Source organism: Aquimarina sp. AD1 (assembly GCF_003443695.1).
GTDB classification, from domain to species: domain Bacteria; phylum Bacteroidota; class Bacteroidia; order Flavobacteriales; family Flavobacteriaceae; genus Aquimarina; species Aquimarina latercula.
Map to the genome: position 1 here is coordinate 1530297 of NZ_CP031966.1, position 19817 is coordinate 1550113.

The 19817-nt window shown below is 33.1% G+C and carries 18 protein-coding genes; 4 read left to right on the forward strand and 14 right to left on the reverse strand.

Translation table 11 applies throughout. The features are described from left to right. Window positions 1-11 precede the first annotated feature (11 nt). The 6 genes from D1815_RS06925 to D1815_RS06950 all read right to left on the reverse strand — a co-directional run bounded on the left by D1815_RS06925 (window position 12) and on the right by D1815_RS06950 (window position 6444). The gene (locus D1815_RS06925) at window positions 12-647 is read right to left on the reverse strand and encodes a transglutaminase family protein (RefSeq protein ID WP_118386443.1); all 636 of its coding nucleotides are present in this window, start codon (window positions 645-647) and stop codon (window positions 12-14) included. Between the two features lie 11 nt (window positions 648-658). Next, window positions 659-1711, reverse strand: a complete 1053-nt coding sequence (locus D1815_RS06930) for a phosphotransferase family protein (protein ID WP_027391146.1) — start codon at window positions 1709-1711, stop codon at window positions 659-661. Between the two features lie 3 nt (window positions 1712-1714). Continuing rightward, a complete protein-coding gene (locus tag D1815_RS06935) occupies window positions 1715-2929 on the reverse strand; it encodes an acyl-CoA dehydrogenase family protein (RefSeq protein WP_118386444.1) in 1215 nt (404 codons plus the stop codon). 72 nt (window positions 2930-3001) lie between these two features. Continuing rightward, window positions 3002-3778, reverse strand: coding sequence for a glucose 1-dehydrogenase (locus D1815_RS06940; protein ID WP_118386445.1), 777 nt, complete (start codon window positions 3776-3778; stop codon window positions 3002-3004). Window positions 3779-3846: 68 nt separating this feature from the next. Then, the gene (locus D1815_RS06945) at window positions 3847-5661 is read right to left on the reverse strand and encodes an acyl-CoA dehydrogenase (protein WP_118386446.1); all 1815 of its coding nucleotides are present in this window, start codon (window positions 5659-5661) and stop codon (window positions 3847-3849) included. A 210-nt stretch (window positions 5662-5871) separates the two neighbouring features. Further along, window positions 5872-6444 (reverse strand): Crp/Fnr family transcriptional regulator, encoded by a 573-nt coding sequence (locus D1815_RS06950; protein ID WP_027391142.1) that lies wholly within the window; start codon window positions 6442-6444, stop codon window positions 5872-5874. A gap of 709 nt (window positions 6445-7153) precedes the next feature. Between D1815_RS06950 and D1815_RS06955 the strand changes: the two genes are divergently transcribed. Next, window positions 7154-7474, forward strand: a complete 321-nt coding sequence (locus tag D1815_RS06955; RefSeq protein ID WP_108804524.1) for a histidine kinase — start codon at window positions 7154-7156, stop codon at window positions 7472-7474. Between the two features lie 9 nt (window positions 7475-7483). Here D1815_RS06955 and D1815_RS06960 read toward each other — a convergent pair whose 3' ends face one another. After that, a complete protein-coding gene (locus D1815_RS06960; RefSeq protein WP_118386447.1) occupies window positions 7484-8644 on the reverse strand; it encodes a response regulator in 1161 nt (386 codons plus the stop codon). A 328-nt stretch (window positions 8645-8972) separates the two neighbouring features. Here D1815_RS06960 and D1815_RS06965 point away from each other — a divergent pair, with 328 nt between their 5' ends. Beyond that, window positions 8973-10283: a DEAD/DEAH box helicase gene (locus D1815_RS06965; protein WP_118386448.1), complete on the forward strand. Its 1311-nt coding sequence runs from the start codon at window positions 8973-8975 to the stop codon at window positions 10281-10283. A 64-nt stretch (window positions 10284-10347) separates the two neighbouring features. Here the strand turns inward: D1815_RS06965 and murA are convergent, their stop codons facing one another. The 7 genes from murA to D1815_RS07000 form a co-directional block, all read right to left on the reverse strand. Then, window positions 10348-11664, reverse strand: a complete 1317-nt coding sequence (murA, locus tag D1815_RS06970) for a UDP-N-acetylglucosamine 1-carboxyvinyltransferase (protein WP_118386449.1) — start codon at window positions 11662-11664, stop codon at window positions 10348-10350. A 32-nt stretch (window positions 11665-11696) separates the two neighbouring features. Next, window positions 11697-12368: a DUF4290 domain-containing protein gene (locus D1815_RS06975; RefSeq protein WP_233557651.1), complete on the reverse strand. Its 672-nt coding sequence runs from the start codon at window positions 12366-12368 to the stop codon at window positions 11697-11699. Between the two features lie 151 nt (window positions 12369-12519). After that, complete coding sequence (locus D1815_RS06980) at window positions 12520-12813, reverse strand: DUF493 family protein (protein WP_027391136.1); 294 nt, start codon at window positions 12811-12813, stop codon at window positions 12520-12522. Between the two features lie 60 nt (window positions 12814-12873). Next, on the reverse strand, window positions 12874-13491 hold the full coding sequence (locus tag D1815_RS06985) for an NTP transferase domain-containing protein (protein WP_369899409.1): 618 nt from the start codon (window positions 13489-13491) through the stop codon (window positions 12874-12876). Then, window positions 13469-14539 (reverse strand): XdhC family protein, encoded by a 1071-nt coding sequence (locus tag D1815_RS06990; RefSeq protein ID WP_118386451.1) that lies wholly within the window; start codon window positions 14537-14539, stop codon window positions 13469-13471. The genes D1815_RS06985 and D1815_RS06990 overlap by 23 nt, the downstream gene beginning before the upstream one ends. Beyond that, window positions 14536-16695: a xanthine dehydrogenase family protein molybdopterin-binding subunit gene (locus D1815_RS06995; protein ID WP_118386452.1), complete on the reverse strand. Its 2160-nt coding sequence runs from the start codon at window positions 16693-16695 to the stop codon at window positions 14536-14538. The genes D1815_RS06990 and D1815_RS06995 overlap by 4 nt, the downstream gene beginning before the upstream one ends. Before the next feature lie 20 nt (window positions 16696-16715). After that, the gene (locus tag D1815_RS07000) at window positions 16716-17177 is read right to left on the reverse strand and encodes a (2Fe-2S)-binding protein (protein WP_108804532.1); all 462 of its coding nucleotides are present in this window, start codon (window positions 17175-17177) and stop codon (window positions 16716-16718) included. Window positions 17178-17358: 181 nt separating this feature from the next. On the opposite strand from D1815_RS07000, the gene D1815_RS07005 reads away from it, so the two are divergent. Continuing rightward, window positions 17359-17916 carry an AAA family ATPase gene (locus tag D1815_RS07005; protein WP_027391131.1) on the forward strand — a complete coding sequence of 186 codons (558 nt, stop codon included), beginning with the start codon at window positions 17359-17361 and terminating at the stop codon, window positions 17914-17916. Between the two features lie 5 nt (window positions 17917-17921). Next, a complete protein-coding gene (locus D1815_RS07010; protein WP_118386453.1) occupies window positions 17922-19814 on the forward strand; it encodes an ATP-dependent DNA helicase RecQ in 1893 nt (630 codons plus the stop codon). The last annotated feature ends 3 nt before the right edge of the window (window positions 19815-19817 follow it).

Consider the following 19817-nt stretch of genomic DNA (forward strand, 5'->3'; position numbering starts at 1 on the left):
AAAAATTGATTTTATAATCTTATTTCACTAAGCTCTTTATACTTCTCGTATATATCTGTGTAATGTTCTTTAATATTATTCAGTATAAAATCAAAAGGAACATCTTCGAAATGACCGTAATCTTCCAGGTACTCCATGAAAATCCCTCCTTTATTATCAAATTCCTGAAACATTGAGTCATTTTCTCCATCAAACTCTAAAGGTGCTACATTACATTTTTCACACAATGCTTTGTTAAATGCTGGTGACGCCTTTACCCACTTTCCATCAAGATAAACATTAACCATTCCGTGAGGTGTTAATTCATTTGTCCCGAACTTCTCTATAAGCCTTTCTACTCCAATGTGATTTTTCACTTTAGCTAGGTGAATTCTGGCAGGAATACCTAACCCTCTTAAACCGGCGATTAATAAAATGGATTTATCTAAACAATGACCACTGTTCTTTGTAGCTACCTTACTTGCTTTATAAGCCTCTTTCTTCAGGTTAATATGATATGGATCATAACGCCAACCATCTCTAACCTTAATATACAAAGCCTTTGCTTTTTCTTTCAATGTTACATTGCTACTTTTAAATTCTTCTATAATCTTCTGGATTTCCTCCGTCTCGTAATCATAATAATATGTCGCTGCCAAATAATCCATTATTTCTATATTTAATCAATTTTATTAGTTTGTATTGCCTGCCAAGCAAGATTACAAAGTAGTGCGGATGCCTTATCCAGTTGCGCAAAACGTGGATCTGTTGTTAAACCTTTATCGTATCTATAATAAATTTGTTGAGCAATAACTGCTATCTTAAAAAGTCCAAATGCATAATAAAACACCAAATTTTTTATTTCTTTTTGACTTTTTTGTGCATACAATTCCACTATTTCACTTCTACTAGGATTCCCTTCCATAATTGTTGGAGAAGGAATACCTTTTTGCACAAATTCATGATCACTGCTCATTGTCCAGTATCCTAATGAAGTCCCTAAATCCATTAATGGATCTCCTAATGTTGCCATTTCCCAATCCAATACCGCAATAACATCATTCCAGCTATCATTTTTAAATACGACATTATCATATTTAAAATCATTATGTACTAAACTATATTGGTATTCTCTTGGCTGGTTATCTTCCATCCATTTCATTATCTTTCCAGCAGCAGGAATATTATCTGTCGCCGCTTTAAGGTATTGTTTCCCCCAGTTCAATACTTGACGGCTTACATACCCCTTTGGTTTTCCTAGATCTTCTAAGCCAACCTCTTGGTAATCTATATTATGAAGTTTTACAAAAGTATTTAGCCAGGAATCGGCAATAGTTTTAAAATCACTTGCTGAAATGTTTCTTTTTTTGGCTTCACGAGTACTCAAAATAATTCCGCTTACCTTTTCCATAATATAAAAAGAACAACCTAATACACTCTCATCATCTGTAAAAGCATACATTTTAGGAACTTTTGGAAATACCTTATATACAGCAGATTGGACTTTAAATTCTCGCCCCATATCATGTCCTCGCTTAATAGCACCAAATGGTGGGCGACGTAATACATATTCTTTATCTTCTATTTTTAACAAATAAGTAAGGTTAGAATACCCGTGAGTGTATTGTTCAACATTCCAATCACTTTGAACATTATTTATCAAACCTTCCTTAAGAAGGAATGATTTTAAAGTTTTCTCATTTAGTTCTTCGCCTTTGCGTACGTTTTGCATATTTTATTCTGAATATTTTTTAATTACGCTTTTTCCTAACTGGTACATATGTACTTCGTCTGGACCGTCTGCCAAACGTAACATTCTAGCCGCTACAAAAAAATGTGCAAGAGGCGTATCAGGCCCCACTCCTTTTCCTCCATGTATTTGCATAGCTCTATCTATTACTCTTAATGCCATATTTGGAGCTACAATTTTTATCATTGCAATTAAGTCTTTCGAAGATTTATTACCGAGTTTATCCATTTTATCAGCTGCAGAAAGCGTTAGTAATCTAGCTTGTTCAATATCACATTGCGATTGCGCAATCTCTTGCCGGATACTACTATAGTCTTTAAATGATTTTCCAAAAGCAATACGCTCTGCTGCTCGTTTGGACATTAGTTCTAAAGAACGTTGTGCCATCCCAATTAAACGCATACAATGATGAATACGTCCTGGGCCTAATCGTCCTTGTGCGATCTCGAATCCTCTTCCTTCGCCCAATATTAGATTCTCTTTTGGTACTCTTACGTTTTCTAAAACGATCTCTGCATGTCCTTCTGGAGAATCATAGAATCCAAACACCGATAATGGTCTAATAATTTTTAATCCAAGTGCATCCATGGGGACTAAAATCATACTCTGTTGCTTATGTCTTGGAGCATTTGGATCTGTTTTCCCCATAACAATGGCGACCTTACAATGGGGATTCATTCCACCAGAAGACCACCATTTTGTTCCATTGATAATATATTCATCACCGTCTCGGATTATTGAAGTTTCTATATTCGTAGCATCCGAAGAGGCTACTTGAGGCTCTGTCATTAAAAAAGCTGATCGGATTTCTCCATTCATTAATGGGGCTAACCACCTTTTTTGTTGATTTTCTGAACCATATTTTGCTAATACCTCCATATTTCCTGTATCTGGAGCACTGCAATTAAATATTTCTGAAGACCACAAAATACGCCCCATAATCTCCGCTAGTGGAGCATATTCTAAATTAGTTAATCCAGGACTTAATGCTCCATAAGTTTTAGGCAAAAACAAATTCCATAACCCTGCGGTTTTAGCCTTAGCTTTTAAATCTTCTATTCCTGGCCAAGATTTCCATCGGTTATCTGGATCATAAAGAAAATCATTTACTTCTTTTTCTATCGGTAATATATGTTCTTCAAAAAACGTAATGAGTTTTTTTTGTAATTCTAGTACTTCTTCCGAGTAATCAAAGTTCATCTTATAATCGTCTTATTTTATTTTAGCAATTGAACAACACCAGAGTAATGCTTTAAACAAAAAACATGAGTACTAACCAGCAATCATATATCCACCATCTGCATTGTATACGCCGCCTGTCATATATGCACCAGCCTCAGAGGCTAATAAACAAACAATACCAGACATTTCATCTGGCATTCCCATACGAGCCGTCGGTAAGGTTTTTTCTATTTTGTTTAATAGTTTTTCATTTTGCCAAAGAGCAGCACTAAACTTCGTTTTAATCAATCCAGGACATACTACATTAGCACGAATTCCGTATTGCCCCCATTCTTTTGCTTGATTTTTAGTAAGCATTAATAAAGCCGCTTTACTCGTACTATACAATCCTAAACCCGCTCCAGGATGTAAAGCTTCTACTGACGCTATATTAATTATACTACCGCCTCCACGTTTTTGCATAGATGACAACGCTAGATTGGATAAAACCCAAGGCGCTTTTACATTGACATCCATTATTTTATCAAAAACATTCTCATCTGGATCTTCAATTCGACCATACACAGGGTTTATTGCTGCATTATTTACTAAAATATCAACTCCTCCATACTGTGCTATAGTTTTTTGTACCAAAGCTTCGCGTTGATCCGATTTACCAACATGACAGGCAACACCAAAAGCTTCCAGTCCAGCTTTTTTAAACTCGGCCGCAACTAGATCCACTGCTTCCTGACTTCGACTACTAATAACCACTTTAGCCCCATATTCTGCCAAACCTTGTGCAATTGATCTTCCTATTCCTTTACTAGAACCTGTTACGATCGCTACTTTTCCTTCTAAATTAAATGATTGTTTTATACTGTTCATTATATATTTAATGAATTAATGTTTCGTTATTATTAAAATATTTGAGTGTTTTCTGATATAAAATTCAATCAATTAAAGACTTCTTTTTCTCCCAGAATAGTCAACACTTCTTCATCCATAAGAATTTCTGCTAGACTACTGGTCTTTGGTAATTCATATTTAAAATAAAATTTCATCGCATGGATTTTACTCTCATAAAACTCTTCAGAATATGATTCCTTTCCAGTTATGATTGCATTTTTAGCATGTACTGCCATATCTAACCATATCCATGCGATCGTTATATTACTAAAGAATTCCATAAAGGGAGTAGCATCAGATAAAAAACGTTGATAATCTCCTTTTTTAGCAAACCCAACCAAGAAACCTATTACTTTTTGCGTTAATAGCAATTTCTCTCCAAGTGAATTCGCATATCTACGAAGATCATCATACTCCGATGCTTGTCGGATAGTATGCATTATTTCATTGTTAAGTGCTTCTAGCGCTTTACCATTTTCCATCAAAAGTTTTCTACCCAATAAATCCTGAGATTGAATACCTGTAGTACCTTCATAAATAGGGAAAATACGAATATCTCTATGATATTGTTGCAATATAAAATCAGAACAAAATCCATAACCTCCTAACACTTGCAATCCATTAGAAACTGCATGCGCGCCCATATCTGATGGATATGTTTTAACCATTGGGATAATCAACTCTAATAATAAGCTATATTTCTCTTTTTCGGATTCGTCCTGAGAAGTCTCCTTAAGGTCATAATATTTAGATGCTAATAAAACCAAACTCAGAGATCCTTCTGCTATTACTTTTTGTAACAATAACATTCTGCGGACATCTGGGTGATTAATTATTAATGTCTGTCCTTGTTCAGGATCCTTTTTACCCGTACTTGCTAATTTTCTACCTTGCGGTCGTTCTTTTGCATATTGTAATGAAGCTTGATATGCCGCTGTAGCGATTGCAGCAGCTCCTCTTCCAACAGCAATACGAGCTCCATTCATCATTAAAAACATATACTTAAGACCTTGATGTGGTTCTCCAACCAACCACCCTTTACAGTTATCTGCATCACCAAAACCTAAATGCGTAGTACAATATCCGCGTTGTCCCATTTTCTGAAAATCTGCAACAGTAGTCACATCATTAGGAATAAGACCACCATTGCCATCCGGTCTTTTTTTAGGAACGATAAATAAAGATATTCCTTTAGTACCTGGAGGAGCTCCTTCAATACGGGCCAAAACAAGATGTACAAAATTCTCTGCGTACTGATGGTCGCCTCCAGAAATAAATATTTTTTGCCCAAGAATTTTATAAGAACCATCCTTTTGCTCAGTAGCTTTTGTTACCACATCAGACAATGAACTACCTGCCTGAGGTTCGGTTAAACACATAGTTCCTCCCCAATTTCCGGAAAGCATATTAGGGACATAAGTATCATTTAATTCTTTACTAGCAAAATGAATAATCAATTCTGCAGCACCTAATGTTAATCCTACATAACCTGGTAAATGATTATTCGCAGCATCTTGAATAAAAGCAGATGCTGTATACATCATCATAGGTAATTGCAATCCTCCAGCTTCATAATCAAAAGTTCCTGAAATGAGTCCCATCTCACCACCCTTTTTCATCATAACCTCTACTTGCTTATGAACTACTACACTTCCATCCTTATAATATGCTGGATTCTCATCCATTTCTTTGAAGTAGGGAAACAATTCACGATCTGAGAATTCTTTTACAGAATCCAAAAATAAGTTCAGTGATTCTTTATCGTGATCTGCGAAACGCTTTTGTTGTAGTACCTCTTCTAATTGATGAACATCATATAAGAGGTATTTTAAAGTATCTAGATCTATATATTCTTTAGCCATTGTGTGAAGTTTTAAGAAGTTGATTAATGACAACTCAATAAATTTCGTGAATATTTAGTAGATTCTAATTAAACTGGTTTAATAAATATGAATTTTATGATATCCTTTTGTTTTTAAAACAAAAATTGACCTATAAACTACTTACGGCTTAGAACATTACTATTCTAAATTAATTAAATTATAAACGTTACCGAAAATCTTACTACTAAATCATTGTTGACTTAGCCTCTTTCTTATTTTAGAAAGCCCAACTGGAGTTAACCCTAAATAAGAAGCAATAAGATATTGGGGAACTCTCTGAAAAAGTGAAGGTCGCTTTTCTAATAACTGAAGATAACGTTCCTGATTAGAAAGATTCTTCATTCTATTAATTCTTTGAAAATTATTAATAAAAGCCTTTTGCATAGATAATCTTCCAAAACGTTCTAATGCATGAGAATAATCGAAAACTTTAAGAGCATCAGTTTTAGAAATGGTATAAACGATAGAATCCTCGATTACTTCTAAATATGATTCGGACGGAATTTCTTCAATATATGGATACAAATCTGTAAAAAAAGAACCTTCTGTAAAAAACTCCATTACTCTGGTCACCCCTTCTTCAATGGTATAATAGGTTACACAGCCTTTCTTCATAAAATAGAAATCTTGAATAGATTGTTCTGGCTTAACAAGATATGCCCCTTTTTTATAAATTTCTTTTTTGTAGAATTGCAACCCATATTCCATATCAGAATCACTAACGGGTGTAAAAGAGCGTATTTTTTGTTCTAAATCCTTCAATATATAGTACTATAGAAATGCAAAGAACAAAATATTTGAGTATTGAGCAAGTGCAATTGTGCATATATTCTAATATAGTAGTATAAAAAAAGAGGTTGTCTTATGGAAAACAACCTCTTTGACTATTTATAAACTACACTAAACAATTTATTGTTATTTACGGATCGCATAACTAGATGCGCCGGGAAGATCTCTTAAGAAGTCAACAGCACTTTTAAAAATAAGTTCAATAGAAGAATAAAGATGATTCATAACTGTGTGATTTAAGGATTAATTATAGTAAATATAATAAGTTATTAACATATAATCAACATTTAAAACAAAAAATTGTTAGTAAATATTCATAAAGTATATTTTTATCGATAAAAAACACAATTTATGTTAATAACCATAATAATAAAGTATTATTTTCCTACTAAAATTGTTAATAACCATAAAATTCATCATAGAAATCATCACTTATTAACAAAAAACAAGTTAATAATGAACGTTATAAACAAAATTCAGAGAAAAAAAACACTCTTTGAGAAAAGTGTAGTGCATCATTAGAGAAAATCAAAATTGAAGTATTATGTATATTAAACTTTAGATCATTAATATTTAAACACACAATAAGCACTAAAAATTCCCTTAATTAACATTAAAAAATAACTTTAAAATATCATAATTAAATGTAAATTTGAAGTACCACTTAAATAATACATAACCGATGGAAGAACCTAATTTATCTTTTATTAATAAATTATCAAACGGTGATAAAGTTTTTGAAGAAAAAATTTTCGCTGTTATAAGGAGAGAATTTCCTGAAGAAAAAGAAAAGTATATCCTAAGTATTAAATCAAAGAAATACAATAAAGCTGCAGAAGATGTACATAAGCTTAAACATAAGATTAGTATCCTAGGATTGAAAACTAGTTATGATACTGCTGAGAAATATGAGGATAATTTAAAAAATGAATCAGAAATACTCCGAGAAGAATTCGAAAGTATATTAGAAAATATTACTCGGTATTTGGAGAGCACACTATAACTATATTTTTTACGCAGTACTTTTAACTTTAACTCCATAATGATACGCTATGTGTCCAAGTTGTCCCACTATTTTTACAGAATCCTTCATTGACAATTTAGACCCATCCGCATGAATCCATCTTTTTAATGGTTGTTCACAGATATATGAAGCGGCCTTTTTCTTACCATAAAACTTACGCATTCTCATAAATATCTCTACATCAAACAGCCATCTTGTAATAAACTTCTCTTTAAACAACTCATTAAACACTTCCTTATCCATAATTTTAGCACCGCACTGAGTATCATTAAATGACATTCCCAGAATATTTCGAATTATCAGGTTGATTGTTTTGCTTATAATTTTACGAGCAGATTCCTTAGTAATGTCTGCTCCCATTCTACTCATTCTAGAACCACTTACTATTTTAAAATCCGAAGTAGCTATTGTTTGAACAAGATCATCAAAGTCTCTAAAATCCGTTGATAAATCTGCATCCAAATACCCAATATAATCCAACTGTTTATCCTTAGCCAAATGTAAAACTCCTTGTCGCACAGCTTCTCCTTTACCTCCATTCTTTTCACAATTATAAACACTTATACTATCTTCTCTACCTTTACTCAACTCTAATAATACATTAAGGGTATCATCAGTACTGCCATCATTAACAAAACATAAGTGATACCCTAAATTACTATTTGTAAAATCTATAAACTCTTTACTTAATAATCTTTTTTCTTCATTATAGCAAGGTATCACAACTCCTACACAATTCCTTTGCAACATTTTTCCTTTAGAATCTTCAGAAGGAGACCTATCATGTTTGATTCCAAAAATCCTACCTATCCTTACCGAAACTTCGTTAAGAGATAATGGTTTTTTCATATAATCATCAATACCTAAATCAAAGCCATCAATAATAGTATCTTCATCATTATTCCCAGAAAGCACTAATATTTTTACATCAGATTTCTCTTTCTCTTTTATTGCTTTTATCACTTCTAAACCAGACATTTCATCCATATTGATATCCACAATAACCAAATCAGGCGAAAAGGATTCAAACAATAACAGACCTTCTTTTCCATTATCAGCACATTTTACCTCATAACCAAGATCGGAAAGATGTTTTTCTAAGGATAATAGAATTAATTGTTGATCATCTATTGCTAAAATTCTTTTCATAATTAAACTTTAAATATTATATATTAAATCTGCGTTAAACCCTTTTAAAAAAACACTTAATCCTACTAAATCAATCGGTCAATAAAATGTATTTAAAGTGATGTTGTGCAATTAAATTTAGGGAATTTTCTCTGAAACGATGTAAATACTTACTAAAAAAAATAAAAATAAACCTTCCCTAAACAACCTATAAGATGTATCTGCGTGAAATGTGAAGTATCTAACTCAAGTCAGAATATAAGAAAAATCAAGCAAAGAGTCCTAATTTTATTCTATTCGTTTCAAAATTTTATTGAATTTAAGCGCTAATTAACTGTACCTTTGCACGATGTCAACTATTGTAAAAAACCAACAACTTATATTGCAAAAACTAGGGATTGAAAAGCTTAACCCTATGCAAGAAGAAGCCAAATTAGCAATATCTTCTAGTGACAATATAGTATTACTATCACCTACAGGTACTGGAAAAACATTGGCTTTTCTCCTACCCGTCATCGAAGCACTTGATAAAAATTGTACCGAAATACAAACACTAATTCTTGTACCTTCCAGAGAACTAGCTATTCAGATTGAGCAAGTAGCAAGAGATATGGGTACCGGATATAAAATAAATGCAGTATACGGAGGAAGATCTGGGTCACAAGATAGATTAGATTTAAAACATCGTCCTGCAATTCTAATCGGGACGCCGGGAAGAGTTGCTGATCGTTTACGAAGGGACAATTTTTCTATCGATTCTATAAAAACAATTGTTCTTGATGAATTCGATAAATCATTGGAAATCGGATTTGAAAAAGAAATGACCGAGATTATAGAAAATTTGCCAAATATTCAAAAGAGAGTTTTAACATCGGCAACTCAAGAAGTAAGTGTTCCAGAATTTGTTGGGCTACATAATCCCGTTCAGATTGACTATCTAGATGAAGGTCATTCGCAATTGCGAATAAAAAGTATCGTTTCTGATACAAAAGACAAATTACCTATATTGGTAAAAGCTCTAAGTCATATCGGAAACCAACCAGGGATTATCTTTTGTAATTACAAAGACTCTATACAACGAGTAAGTGATTATTTAAAAGAACATAAAATCAGTCATGGTTGTTTTTACGGTGGAATGGAGCAGAAAGATAGAGAACGTACATTAATTAAATTTCGTAACGGAACTCACCAAATTATAATTGCTACGGATCTAGCTGCAAGAGGAATTGATATTCCTGAAATAAAATATATAATTCACTACCATTTACCACTAAAAAGTCAGGAATTTACTCATAGAAATGGTAGAACCGCAAGAATGAATGCAGACGGAACCGCTTACATCTTACAATGGAAAGACGAACCACTTCCTGACTTCATCATTGATCCTGAAATCGAGGAATTAGTTGATGCTCCTATTCCTAAACAATCAGACTGGAAAACTTTATTTATTTCTGGAGGAAGAAGAGATAAAATATCCAAAGGTGATATCGCTGGGCTTTTCTTCAAACAAGGAAATTTAAGCAAAGAAGAACTAGGCATTATAGAAATCAAACCAGATTGTGCTTTTGTTGCAGTCAAAGCTTCTAAAGCAAAAAAGGTAATTGAACAAGTTACAAACACAAGACTAAAGAAAAAGAAAGTACGAGTATCCTTTATATAAATAAAAAGAGGAACTTTTTTAAAGTTCCTCTTTTTATTTATATATTTCTTTACTCTCTTATTCTCTAAGAATCTATACGTATAATTTTTGCTCCAATAGCTCTTAAACGATCATCTATATCTTCATACCCGCGATCAATCTGTTCGATATTATGAATAGTTGATGTTCCTTTAGCACTCAAAGCCGCTATTAATAGGGATATTCCAGCTCTTATATCTGGAGACACCATAGTTGTCGCTTTTAAGGTCGATTTAAAATCATGGCCTATAATAGTTGCTCTATGTGGATCACATAAAATGATTTTAGCCCCCATATCTATAAGTTTATCTACAAAGAATAAACGACTTTCGAACATCTTCTGATGTACCATCACTTCTCCTCTTGCTTGCGTAGCCACCACCAAAACAATACTTAACAAATCTGGTGTAAAACCTGGCCAAGGTGCATCTGCAATGGTCATGAATGAACCATCTATATAACTTTCTATTTGATACCCATCAACATGTGCAGGTATATATATATCATCACCTATTCTTTCTAAAGTAATACCAAGTTTTCTGAATGTATTCGGTATTACTCCTAAATTTTCCCAACTTACATTTTTAATAGTTATTTCACTTTTGGTCATTGCAGCCAAACCTATCCAAGAACCAATCTCTATCATATCAGGCAGCACTCTATGTTCACAACCACCTAAAGACTCTACTCCTTCGATAGTCAGTAAGTTAGAACCAACTCCTTTTATCTTGCCTCCCATGGAATTTACCATCTTACATAATTGTTGTAAGTATGGTTCACAAGCTGCATTATAAATTGTAGTTTTCCCTTTTGCCAAAGCAGCAGCCATTACAATATTTGCAGTACCTGTAACAGAAGCTTCATCCAATAACATGTAAGTTCCTGTCAATCCTTCTGGAGCCTCAACTCCATAAAAGCGTTCTTCTTTATTATATCTAAACTCAGCACCAAGATTAATAAATCCTTCAAAGTGTGTATCTAATCTTCTACGTCCTATTTTATCCCCTCCAGGGCGAGGAATATACCCTTTACCAAATCTTCCTAGCAAAGGCCCTACAATCATGATAGAACCTCTTAAACCACTACCTTCTTGTTTAAACTGTTCACTTTCTAGGTATTCTAAATTTAATTCATCACTCTTAAAAGTATATTTACCCTTACCTAGCTTCTGGATTTTAACCCCCAAATTCCTAAGGATTTCTATAAGCTTATTGACATCTCTAATATCTGGAATATTAGAAATAGTCACTTTTTCTGGGGTTAATAATACTGCACAAAGAATTTGTAGGGCCTCATTTTTAGCTCCTTGAGGTGTAATTTCACCTTTGAGCTGATGCCCTCCTTCTATCTGAAAAGTACTCATAAAAGTAAATGGGTTATGTATATTGGTATTGGTTAATAACGTTTTTTTCCTCGATTGCTGCCACCTCTGTAATTCTTTTTATTAGAACCTCCAGAACGATAATTTTTCTTTTTACCTCTCATTAAATCTGAGGCTGTACTTAGTTCTTCAGTACTATCTCTAAGATCTATTTTACCATCACTTAATTCTAAAAGATGATTAAAAATTGCATGATCATCTACTGTATCTTTATTCCAATTCAAATAACATTTTTTCATGTGATTTGCAATGGTATAAGTTAAGGCAGTTTTTAAATCTCCTTCTTCCCAACTAACAGCAACATCTATCATTCTTTTAATATTGTTACCATAGTAACGATACTTTGGGAAATTCTGAGGGTATTCTAAAGGCTCCGGTCTTTCTTCTAACTTTTCTTTTGTTAGTATTGGATAAGGAGCTTCTACATCTAATTTAAAATCACTAATAATAAATAATTGATCCCATAATTTATGTTGAAAATCCGGCACATCTCTAAGGTGAGGTTGTAGATTTCCCATAACAGCAATAATAGCCTTAGCTACTTTATTTCTTTCTTCTTTATCCTCTATTTCCACCGCCTGATCAATCATTTTTTGTAAATGACGACCATACTCTGGTATAATAAGCTTTTCACGCTCGGTATTATATTCTAAATTATTTATTTCCATATGATTGTTAACATCCATAAAATCTATAGTAATATGAGCTTCTCTAAAAAGGAATGGTAAGTTATAAAACAGCCTTGTTAACGCGTAGACTTTTCAGTAGCTCATTAATTGTTTTGCAAAATACTAAAATAATATTAGTATGTTTATTAAGTATCTAAAAATATTTTGGTTATAGAGAAATAACTCCTTCTACTTTATCAGCTACTTCTTTATACTTAGAGATTACCTGATCGGGATTCTTCATTCTTACATTGATAGAAACACTTGTGTACTTCCCGTTTTTTGATTGTTTAGTCGTAATAACCGCACCCAGGTTATCAAATATTTTTTCGATTAGATTTATTTTTTCAATATCCGTAGGAACTATAAATTTATACAAATAAGCTGTAGGCCATAAAGCAGTATCAGCTAATTGAATTTTTAGTTTTTTATAAAATTCTTCAGAATTAGGAGCATCACTCATGTATTACAATTTTTTTGGGTAAAGATACACCTTCTCATTCATATATCAGAATGGCACTCTCTACTCTTTTTTCATTTTCAGCAATGCATTATACTGTTCTAACGTATCGATATCAATTGTTCTATCACCACCATCAATAGTTATCAAATCGTCCATATGTCTTTCAATAATGTATCGAGCACCAAAATCCTCCTTAAGCTCTGATAATTCAGAACAAAAGGTATTCGGAAAAATAGCTGGAACTCCTGTTCTATTTTTCATTTTAGTAGCAATAATTCTATTAGGATTAGAATCAAATTTCGATATCAAACGGCTTAAATGATTTACATTTATTAAAGGTTGATCTACTAATGAAAATAATACTGCATCAAAATCTACTTGATTACTCAGAAGATATCGTACCCCAAAATTAATAGAAGATCCCATCCCTAGCTTCCATTGTTTATTATTCAAAATATGAATTGGACACCCCTTGATCTCTTTTTCTATTAATTCAAAATTTGCTCCTAACACAACATAAGTTTTAACTAACTCTAGATTTAATGACTTTTTAATTTCGTTTACGATTAATGAATCACCTTGCCAAGATAATAGCTGCTTAGGAGCACCCATACGACTAGAGGATCCAGCGGCTAATATGATATGAACAATTCTATTAATTATGAGAAGATATTTTATCTAATTTTTCTTGTTTCGAAGATCCATGAATACCGCCTACTTTATCCTGCAATGAAATTGGCTCCTGATCACGAACTACAGATAAAATTTCTGCAATGATGGAAATTGCAATTTCCTGAGGAGTTTCTGCACCAAGATTTAAGCCTGCAGGCCCATAAATACAATCTATAAACTCTTCACTAACATCTGGAAAATACTCTATAAATGCAGAAAGAAGTTTTTCTCTTCTTTTAGAAGGACCTAACAAACCTATATAGACAGGCAATGCGTTTTTTATAGCTTGTAGATACAACAAATCCTTAGCAAAATTATGAGTCATCAAAATAATTGCAGTTTGTTTATCTACTTTATCTATAAATAACTCTTCAGGAGATTGATTCAATACTTTGGTAGCCCCAGGAAAATCCGATGCAATTTTTGGTTTTTTAGGAGTATTCACAATCTCTACTTCCCATCCTGTGGCATTTGCAATTGCACATAACTCAATTGCATCATGTTCCCATCCTATAATTATCAATCGAAAACAAGGTTGCATACTTCGTGAAAAACAGTCAAAACTTATATTATTTTTAACTAAATGGATATCAAAACAACTTGAAAATTCAAGCTCTTTAAAGTCCCCAAAAGAAATCGTGGATCCCATTGTCTCAACAAAATCTTCTTTTTTAGAATAATGAGAATTAATCTCGAAAGGTATACGAGAAAACAGATAATCCTCTATTGTAGTAATCACATCACTATCAATAGAAAATGGTTCTATCAAAATATACAAAACACCTTCGCAACCTAAACGGTATCTACCATTATAAGTCATTATTTTAGCCTTATTATCAGCAAAAACTGATTGCGATTGTCGTAGCACTTCTTTCTCAACACACCCACCACTAACAGCTCCAGTCATCTCTCCATTTTCTAGGATAAGCATTCCCACACCTGGACGTCGGTATGATGAGCCATCAACATCAACAATAGTTGCCATGACAGCTCTTACACCTTTCTTATTAGCTTCTTTATATGAAGTTATTATTTCTTTAAACTCATGCGTCATACACTACCTAACAATGTCTCGTTTTTCATGTTTTTAACGAAAGGCTGTTTTGTAAGCCTAACTCCTTTAGCTGCTTTTATTGCATTAGCTACTGCTGCTCCTGCAGGAGGCAACGTTGGCTCTCCTAAGCCGGTAGGAGCAATATCACTTTCGATAAAATGAGTCTCTACAACTGGAGTTTCATTCATACGAATTAAGCGATATGTGTTAAAGTTAGTATCCTGTGGTTCTCCATTTTCAAAAGAAAAATCACCATACATCGCATGACCTATTCCATCAATAACTCCTCCTTCTATTTGATTTTTTGCTCCTAGAGGATTGACTACGATCCCACAATCCACTACACAAGTTATCTTTTTTATCACAGGTTGATCATTCTCCAATACCACATCTGCAACTTCAGCCACATGAGTATTATGACAATAATAAGAACTAAACCCTTGATATACGCCTTCTGGCTTCTTACCCCACTCTGATTTCTCTACAGCCGTTTTAATCACCTGCTCTAATCGTTCTGGAGAATATTGTATTCTTTCGTCTTTATGACCTTTTACATTTTGTAATAAATCTAATCTAAGTTGAATATTATCAACCTCCATTGCTTCTGCTAATTCATCAAAAAAACTTTGTTCAGCAAATGCTAAAAAATTAGTATATGGTGCTCTCCAAGCTCCAATGGTTATATTACTATCATATTTTGCAACATCAACTTGATAGTTCTCTATCGCTCCTGCTGGAAAGAAATTTGGAATTAATCCATACATATTAGAATTAATTGCAGCTTCTTTTAAATGATACCCCGTTAGTTTACCATCCTTAATCGCTGCGCTTATTCTATATTTTATAGCAGGTCTATAGATTCCTGCAGACATATCATCCGCCCTAGAATATACTACCTTTACTGGTTTCTTTGCTATATTAGAAATTTCTGCAGCTTCTAGAGCAAAATCTCCATATAATCTTCTTCCAAATCCACCTCCCATTCTTGTCATGTCCACAGATACTTCTTCTGGTTTTCTATCTAATAACTCCGCAACTCTTCTAGCTGTTCCTGCAGGTGTCTGTATTGGTCCAACCAACTTAACTTTCTCAGCAGTAACGTGAGCAAAGAAATTCATGGGTTCCATACAGTTATGAGGAAGAAACGGTGACTCATAGGTACGTTCTACAACTTTATCCGCAGCGGCAAACGCTTTTTTTACATCACCATCCGCGCGCATTGTATTAAACTCATTACCATTTAAAAGATCTACTAAAATCTTATCATGATCCTTAGTATTTTCAAGTTTGGAGTCATCCATCCATTTTGCCTTCACTATTTTTTTACCTTTCATGGCAGACCATGTATTTTCTGCCAATACTGCTATTTTATCTCCAAACTTAAAAACATCTATAACGCCGTTTACTTTTTTTGCTTCTGTAGCATCAAAATCATTTAGTTTTTTACCAAATGCAGGAGGCCGAACAACGGAGACATAGACCATCCCATCTTCTTTATAATCCATCCCATATAGAGGTTTTCCAGAAATGATTTTATCTATATCAACATTATAAATATCCTTTCCTATAATCGTAAAATCTTTAGGGTCTTTAAGTTTTACTTTTTCCGGAACTTTTAAAGAAGCTGCTTCTTTTACGACTTCTCCATACCCTAAAGTTTCCCCATTACCATTAGAAATAACTCCGCTTTTTGTTTTACAAGTACTAGGGTCAACTCCCCATTTTGCAGCAGCCGCATTAATAAGCATTTGTCTTGCGGTAGCTCCCGTTTGTCTTAGCGGTTCCCACCCATGCCTTAGAGATTGACTTCCTCCAGCAACTTGTCTAGTGAAATTTTTAGTATCTAATACTCCTTGCGCTACAAGAACATTTTCCCAATCTACATCTAATTCTTCTGCGATTAACATCGGCATCGATGTTTTTACACCTTGTCCAATTTCAGGATTTGGCGAAAAAATTGTTACCATTCCATTATCTGCAATTTTAATAAAAGCATTAAAATCGTTAAAGTTTAAATCTGCAATATCTACTGGTGGTGCTACTTCTGGTTTACAAGATTGAAACAAATTAAAACCAATTAAGATTCCGCCACCTGCTAAAGCTGATGTTCTTATAAATGACCTTCTACTTACCGAAGGAGTTGTTATACGTTTCATTAGTTTAGAATTTATATTGGTTAACTTATTTTACTTGCTGCTTGTTCTACTGCTTTCTCTATTCTATTATAAGAAGCACATCTGCATATATTCCCGCTCATTGCATCTCTAATCTCCTCTTTGTTTGGATTAGGGTTTTGGTCTAGAAAAGCTGCAGCGGTCATAATTTGTCCGGCTTGACAATATCCACATTGAGGCACATCAATTTCCTTCCAAGCTTGTTGCACTGGGTGCGAAATGTCTTTTGACAAACCTTCTATTGTAGTGATTTTCATTTCTGTGGCTACAGAAACCTTTAATAAACAACTTCTTGTTGCTACACCATCCGCATGTACAGTACAGGCACCACATTGTCCAATACCACAACCAAATTTAGTTCCAACCAGATCAAAGTGATCTCTTAGCACCCATAACAAAGGTGTGTCTTCATCAGCTTCTACAGAAAGTGATTGACCATTTACTTTTAGATTATAAACAGGCATGAGTTTTATTTTTAGGATTTGTATTTAATTAGTCTAAATAAGAGAATAATCCTTATTTTGTTACTGAAGTTACTAAAAATACAGTTTGACAAATTCAACTTTAACAGAGCTTTATGGTATCCTTGTTTACATATTTTTAAAATCAGTTAATAATTACGAAATTTGCTGAAAAAATATTTCTTTGGCAAAGCACAAAATAGTTATCACCGGAGGTCCTTCAACAGGAAAAACATCTATTATTAAAAATCTTGAAGAAGAAGGCTTCTTTTGTTTTCCTGAATTTATTAGAAGTATTACCCAAGAGGTAAAAGATAATAACGATACTATAGAGATAGTCTCTAATCCAATAGTATCTGTTTCTGATCCATATGATTTTAATATGCAATTACTAAATGGTAGGATTGCTCAGTATAATGATCCTATTGCTAATGATAAAAATATCGCTTTTTATGATAGAGGAATTCCTGATGTCTTAGCATATATGAATCTGTTTAAACAAACATATGATAATACTTTTGTAGAAGCTTGCACAAAACACCCTTATAATCAGATTTTTTTATTACCCCCCTGGAAAGAAATCTATACTTCAGATGAACAACGTTATGAAAGTTTTGATGAGGCACAACAAATTCATCATCATTTATTAGAGATGTATTCAAAATTTGGATACAATTGTATTGAAGTTCCTTTTGGAAATGTAAAAGAACGTAGTACTTTTATATTACAACACGTAATATAGTATTGATGGCCACCCCTATCCAATTATTAAAAAAGATTTGGAATCATGATTCTTTTAGACCGCTACAAGAAGAAATCATCAATGCTGTTATAGAAGATAATGATACATTTGCTTTACTTCCTACTGGAGGCGGAAAATCCATTTGTTTTCAAATTCCTGCGCTATTTAAACCTGGAATTTGCATAGTTATATCTCCTTTAATTGCACTTATGCAAGATCAGGTTGAGCATTTGCAACAAAAAGGTATAAAAGCCATTGCATTAACCAGCGGAATTAAACACTCAGAATTAGATACACTTTTAGATAACTGTATTTATGGGAATTACAAATTTCTATACCTCTCACCAGAAAGGCTGCAACAGGATTTAGTACAAGAGCGTTTAAAGAAAATGAACATTAATCTTATTGCGATCGATGAAGCTCATTGTATTTCTCAATGGGGTAACGACTTTAGACCTTCTTACAAGAAAATCAAAATATTAAGAGAGATCAAACCCGCTGTTCCGATGATTGCTCTTACTGCATCAGCAACTCCTAATGTCGCGGATGACATTATTAAAGAGTTAGATTTATTTCAACCTAAAACCTTTAAACAATCTTTTTTTAGAAGTAATTTAGGATATATGGTTTATCATACTCTGGATAAAAGTGATAAACTTGTTCGAATCTTAAAACGATATCAAGGAAGTTCTATCATTTATGTTAGAAATCGAAAATCTGCGGTAGAGATTAGTGACTTTTTAAACGCTAGCGGATATAAAACAACTTACTATCACGGCGGTGTAGACTCTAAAGAAAAAACAAAACGTTTTCATCAATGGTTAAGGGAAGATATTAGAGTTATGGTTGCAACCAATGCTTTTGGTATGGGGATCGATAAAGCCAATGTAAAAACTGTTATTCATTATAATATCCCAGAGAGTATCGAAAGTTATTTTCAAGAAGCCGGAAGAGCCGGAAGAGATGGAGAGATTTCTTATGCTTTTCTTCTCAAAAACGAAAATGATATTATTAGAGTTCAAAATCAATTTATCAAAGTACTCCCTAATGTAGATTTTGTAAAATTGATATACCGCAAATTGTGCAATTATTTCAGGATATCCTATGGAGAGGGAGAACAAACTACCCATGGCTTTAATTTTAATGAATTTTGCAAGACTTACAGCCTTAGCACCTTAATAACATATAATGCTTTACAATTTTTAGATCGTTGCAGTATTATTAATTTTACACAACGATTTACTAAAAAAAGTTCCCTCCATATTACAACCACCGGAAATCATTTATTGGGATACTTAGAAAAAAATCCTCATTTAGAATTAACCACCAAAGCTATTCTAAGAACATATGGAGGTGTTTTTGATGAAGAAGTAAAAATAAATCTATCGCTAATAGCTTCTAAAATAAATATAAGCGAAAAAGAAGTTATAGATGTTTTAAAAAGATTAGAAGAAGCAGAACTACTCGTTTTTAATAATCAATTAACTGATGCTGATATCACTTTTCTAGTCCCTAGAGAAGATGATCACACTATTAATCGCATAAAACCATTTATTGAAGAACTACACGCTTCTAAATCAAATAAGGTAAAAACCATGATTAGATTCGTGCAAAATGAAACAATATGTAGAAGTAGACAACTGCTTGATTACTTTGGAGAAAAGGATACTAAAGATTGTGGTATGTGCAGCGTATGTCGTGCTAATAATGCCAATTCAATTGATCCCCGAGAAATCAGAAATACAGTAATCAATCTTTTACAAAAAAATGAATTATCCTCTAGAGATCTTTTAATGCAACTAAAATGCCCTGAAGATATTGCCTTAAAAATCCTCAGAGAATTAAATGAACACAATATCATAAGAATTGATTCTTACAATAACTATCAACTAGTATAACAT

Coding starts and splice junctions, on each gene's coding strand:
- D1815_RS06965 (WP_118386448.1), top strand. CDS start 8,973: ATGTCAACTATTGTAAAAAACCAACAACTTATATTGCAAAAACTAGGG.
- D1815_RS07010 (WP_118386453.1), top strand. CDS start 17,922: ATGGCCACCCCTATCCAATTATTAAAAAAGATTTGGAATCATGATTCT.
- D1815_RS06930 (WP_027391146.1), bottom strand. CDS start 1,711: ATGCAAAACGTACGCAAAGGCGAAGAACTAAATGAGAAAACTTTAAAA.
- D1815_RS06990 (WP_118386451.1), bottom strand. CDS start 14,539: ATGACGCATGAGTTTAAAGAAATAATAACTTCATATAAAGAAGCTAAT.
- D1815_RS07000 (WP_108804532.1), bottom strand. CDS start 17,177: ATGCCTGTTTATAATCTAAAAGTAAATGGTCAATCACTTTCTGTAGAA.
- D1815_RS06955 (WP_108804524.1), top strand. CDS start 7,154: ATGGAAGAACCTAATTTATCTTTTATTAATAAATTATCAAACGGTGAT.
- D1815_RS06960 (WP_118386447.1), bottom strand. CDS start 8,644: ATGAAAAGAATTTTAGCAATAGATGATCAACAATTAATTCTATTATCC.
- D1815_RS06940 (WP_118386445.1), bottom strand. CDS start 3,778: ATGAACAGTATAAAACAATCATTTAATTTAGAAGGAAAAGTAGCGATC.
- D1815_RS06995 (WP_118386452.1), bottom strand. CDS start 16,695: ATGAAACGTATAACAACTCCTTCGGTAAGTAGAAGGTCATTTATAAGA.
- D1815_RS06935 (WP_118386444.1), bottom strand. CDS start 2,929: ATGAACTTTGATTACTCGGAAGAAGTACTAGAATTACAAAAAAAACTC.
- D1815_RS06975 (WP_233557651.1), bottom strand. CDS start 12,368: ATGGATGTTAACAATCATATGGAAATAAATAATTTAGAATATAATACC.
- murA (WP_118386449.1), bottom strand. CDS start 11,664: ATGAGTACTTTTCAGATAGAAGGAGGGCATCAGCTCAAAGGTGAAATT.
- D1815_RS06980 (WP_027391136.1), bottom strand. CDS start 12,813: ATGAGTGATGCTCCTAATTCTGAAGAATTTTATAAAAAACTAAAAATT.
- D1815_RS06925 (WP_118386443.1), bottom strand. CDS start 647: ATGGATTATTTGGCAGCGACATATTATTATGATTACGAGACGGAGGAA.
- D1815_RS06945 (WP_118386446.1), bottom strand. CDS start 5,661: ATGGCTAAAGAATATATAGATCTAGATACTTTAAAATACCTCTTATAT.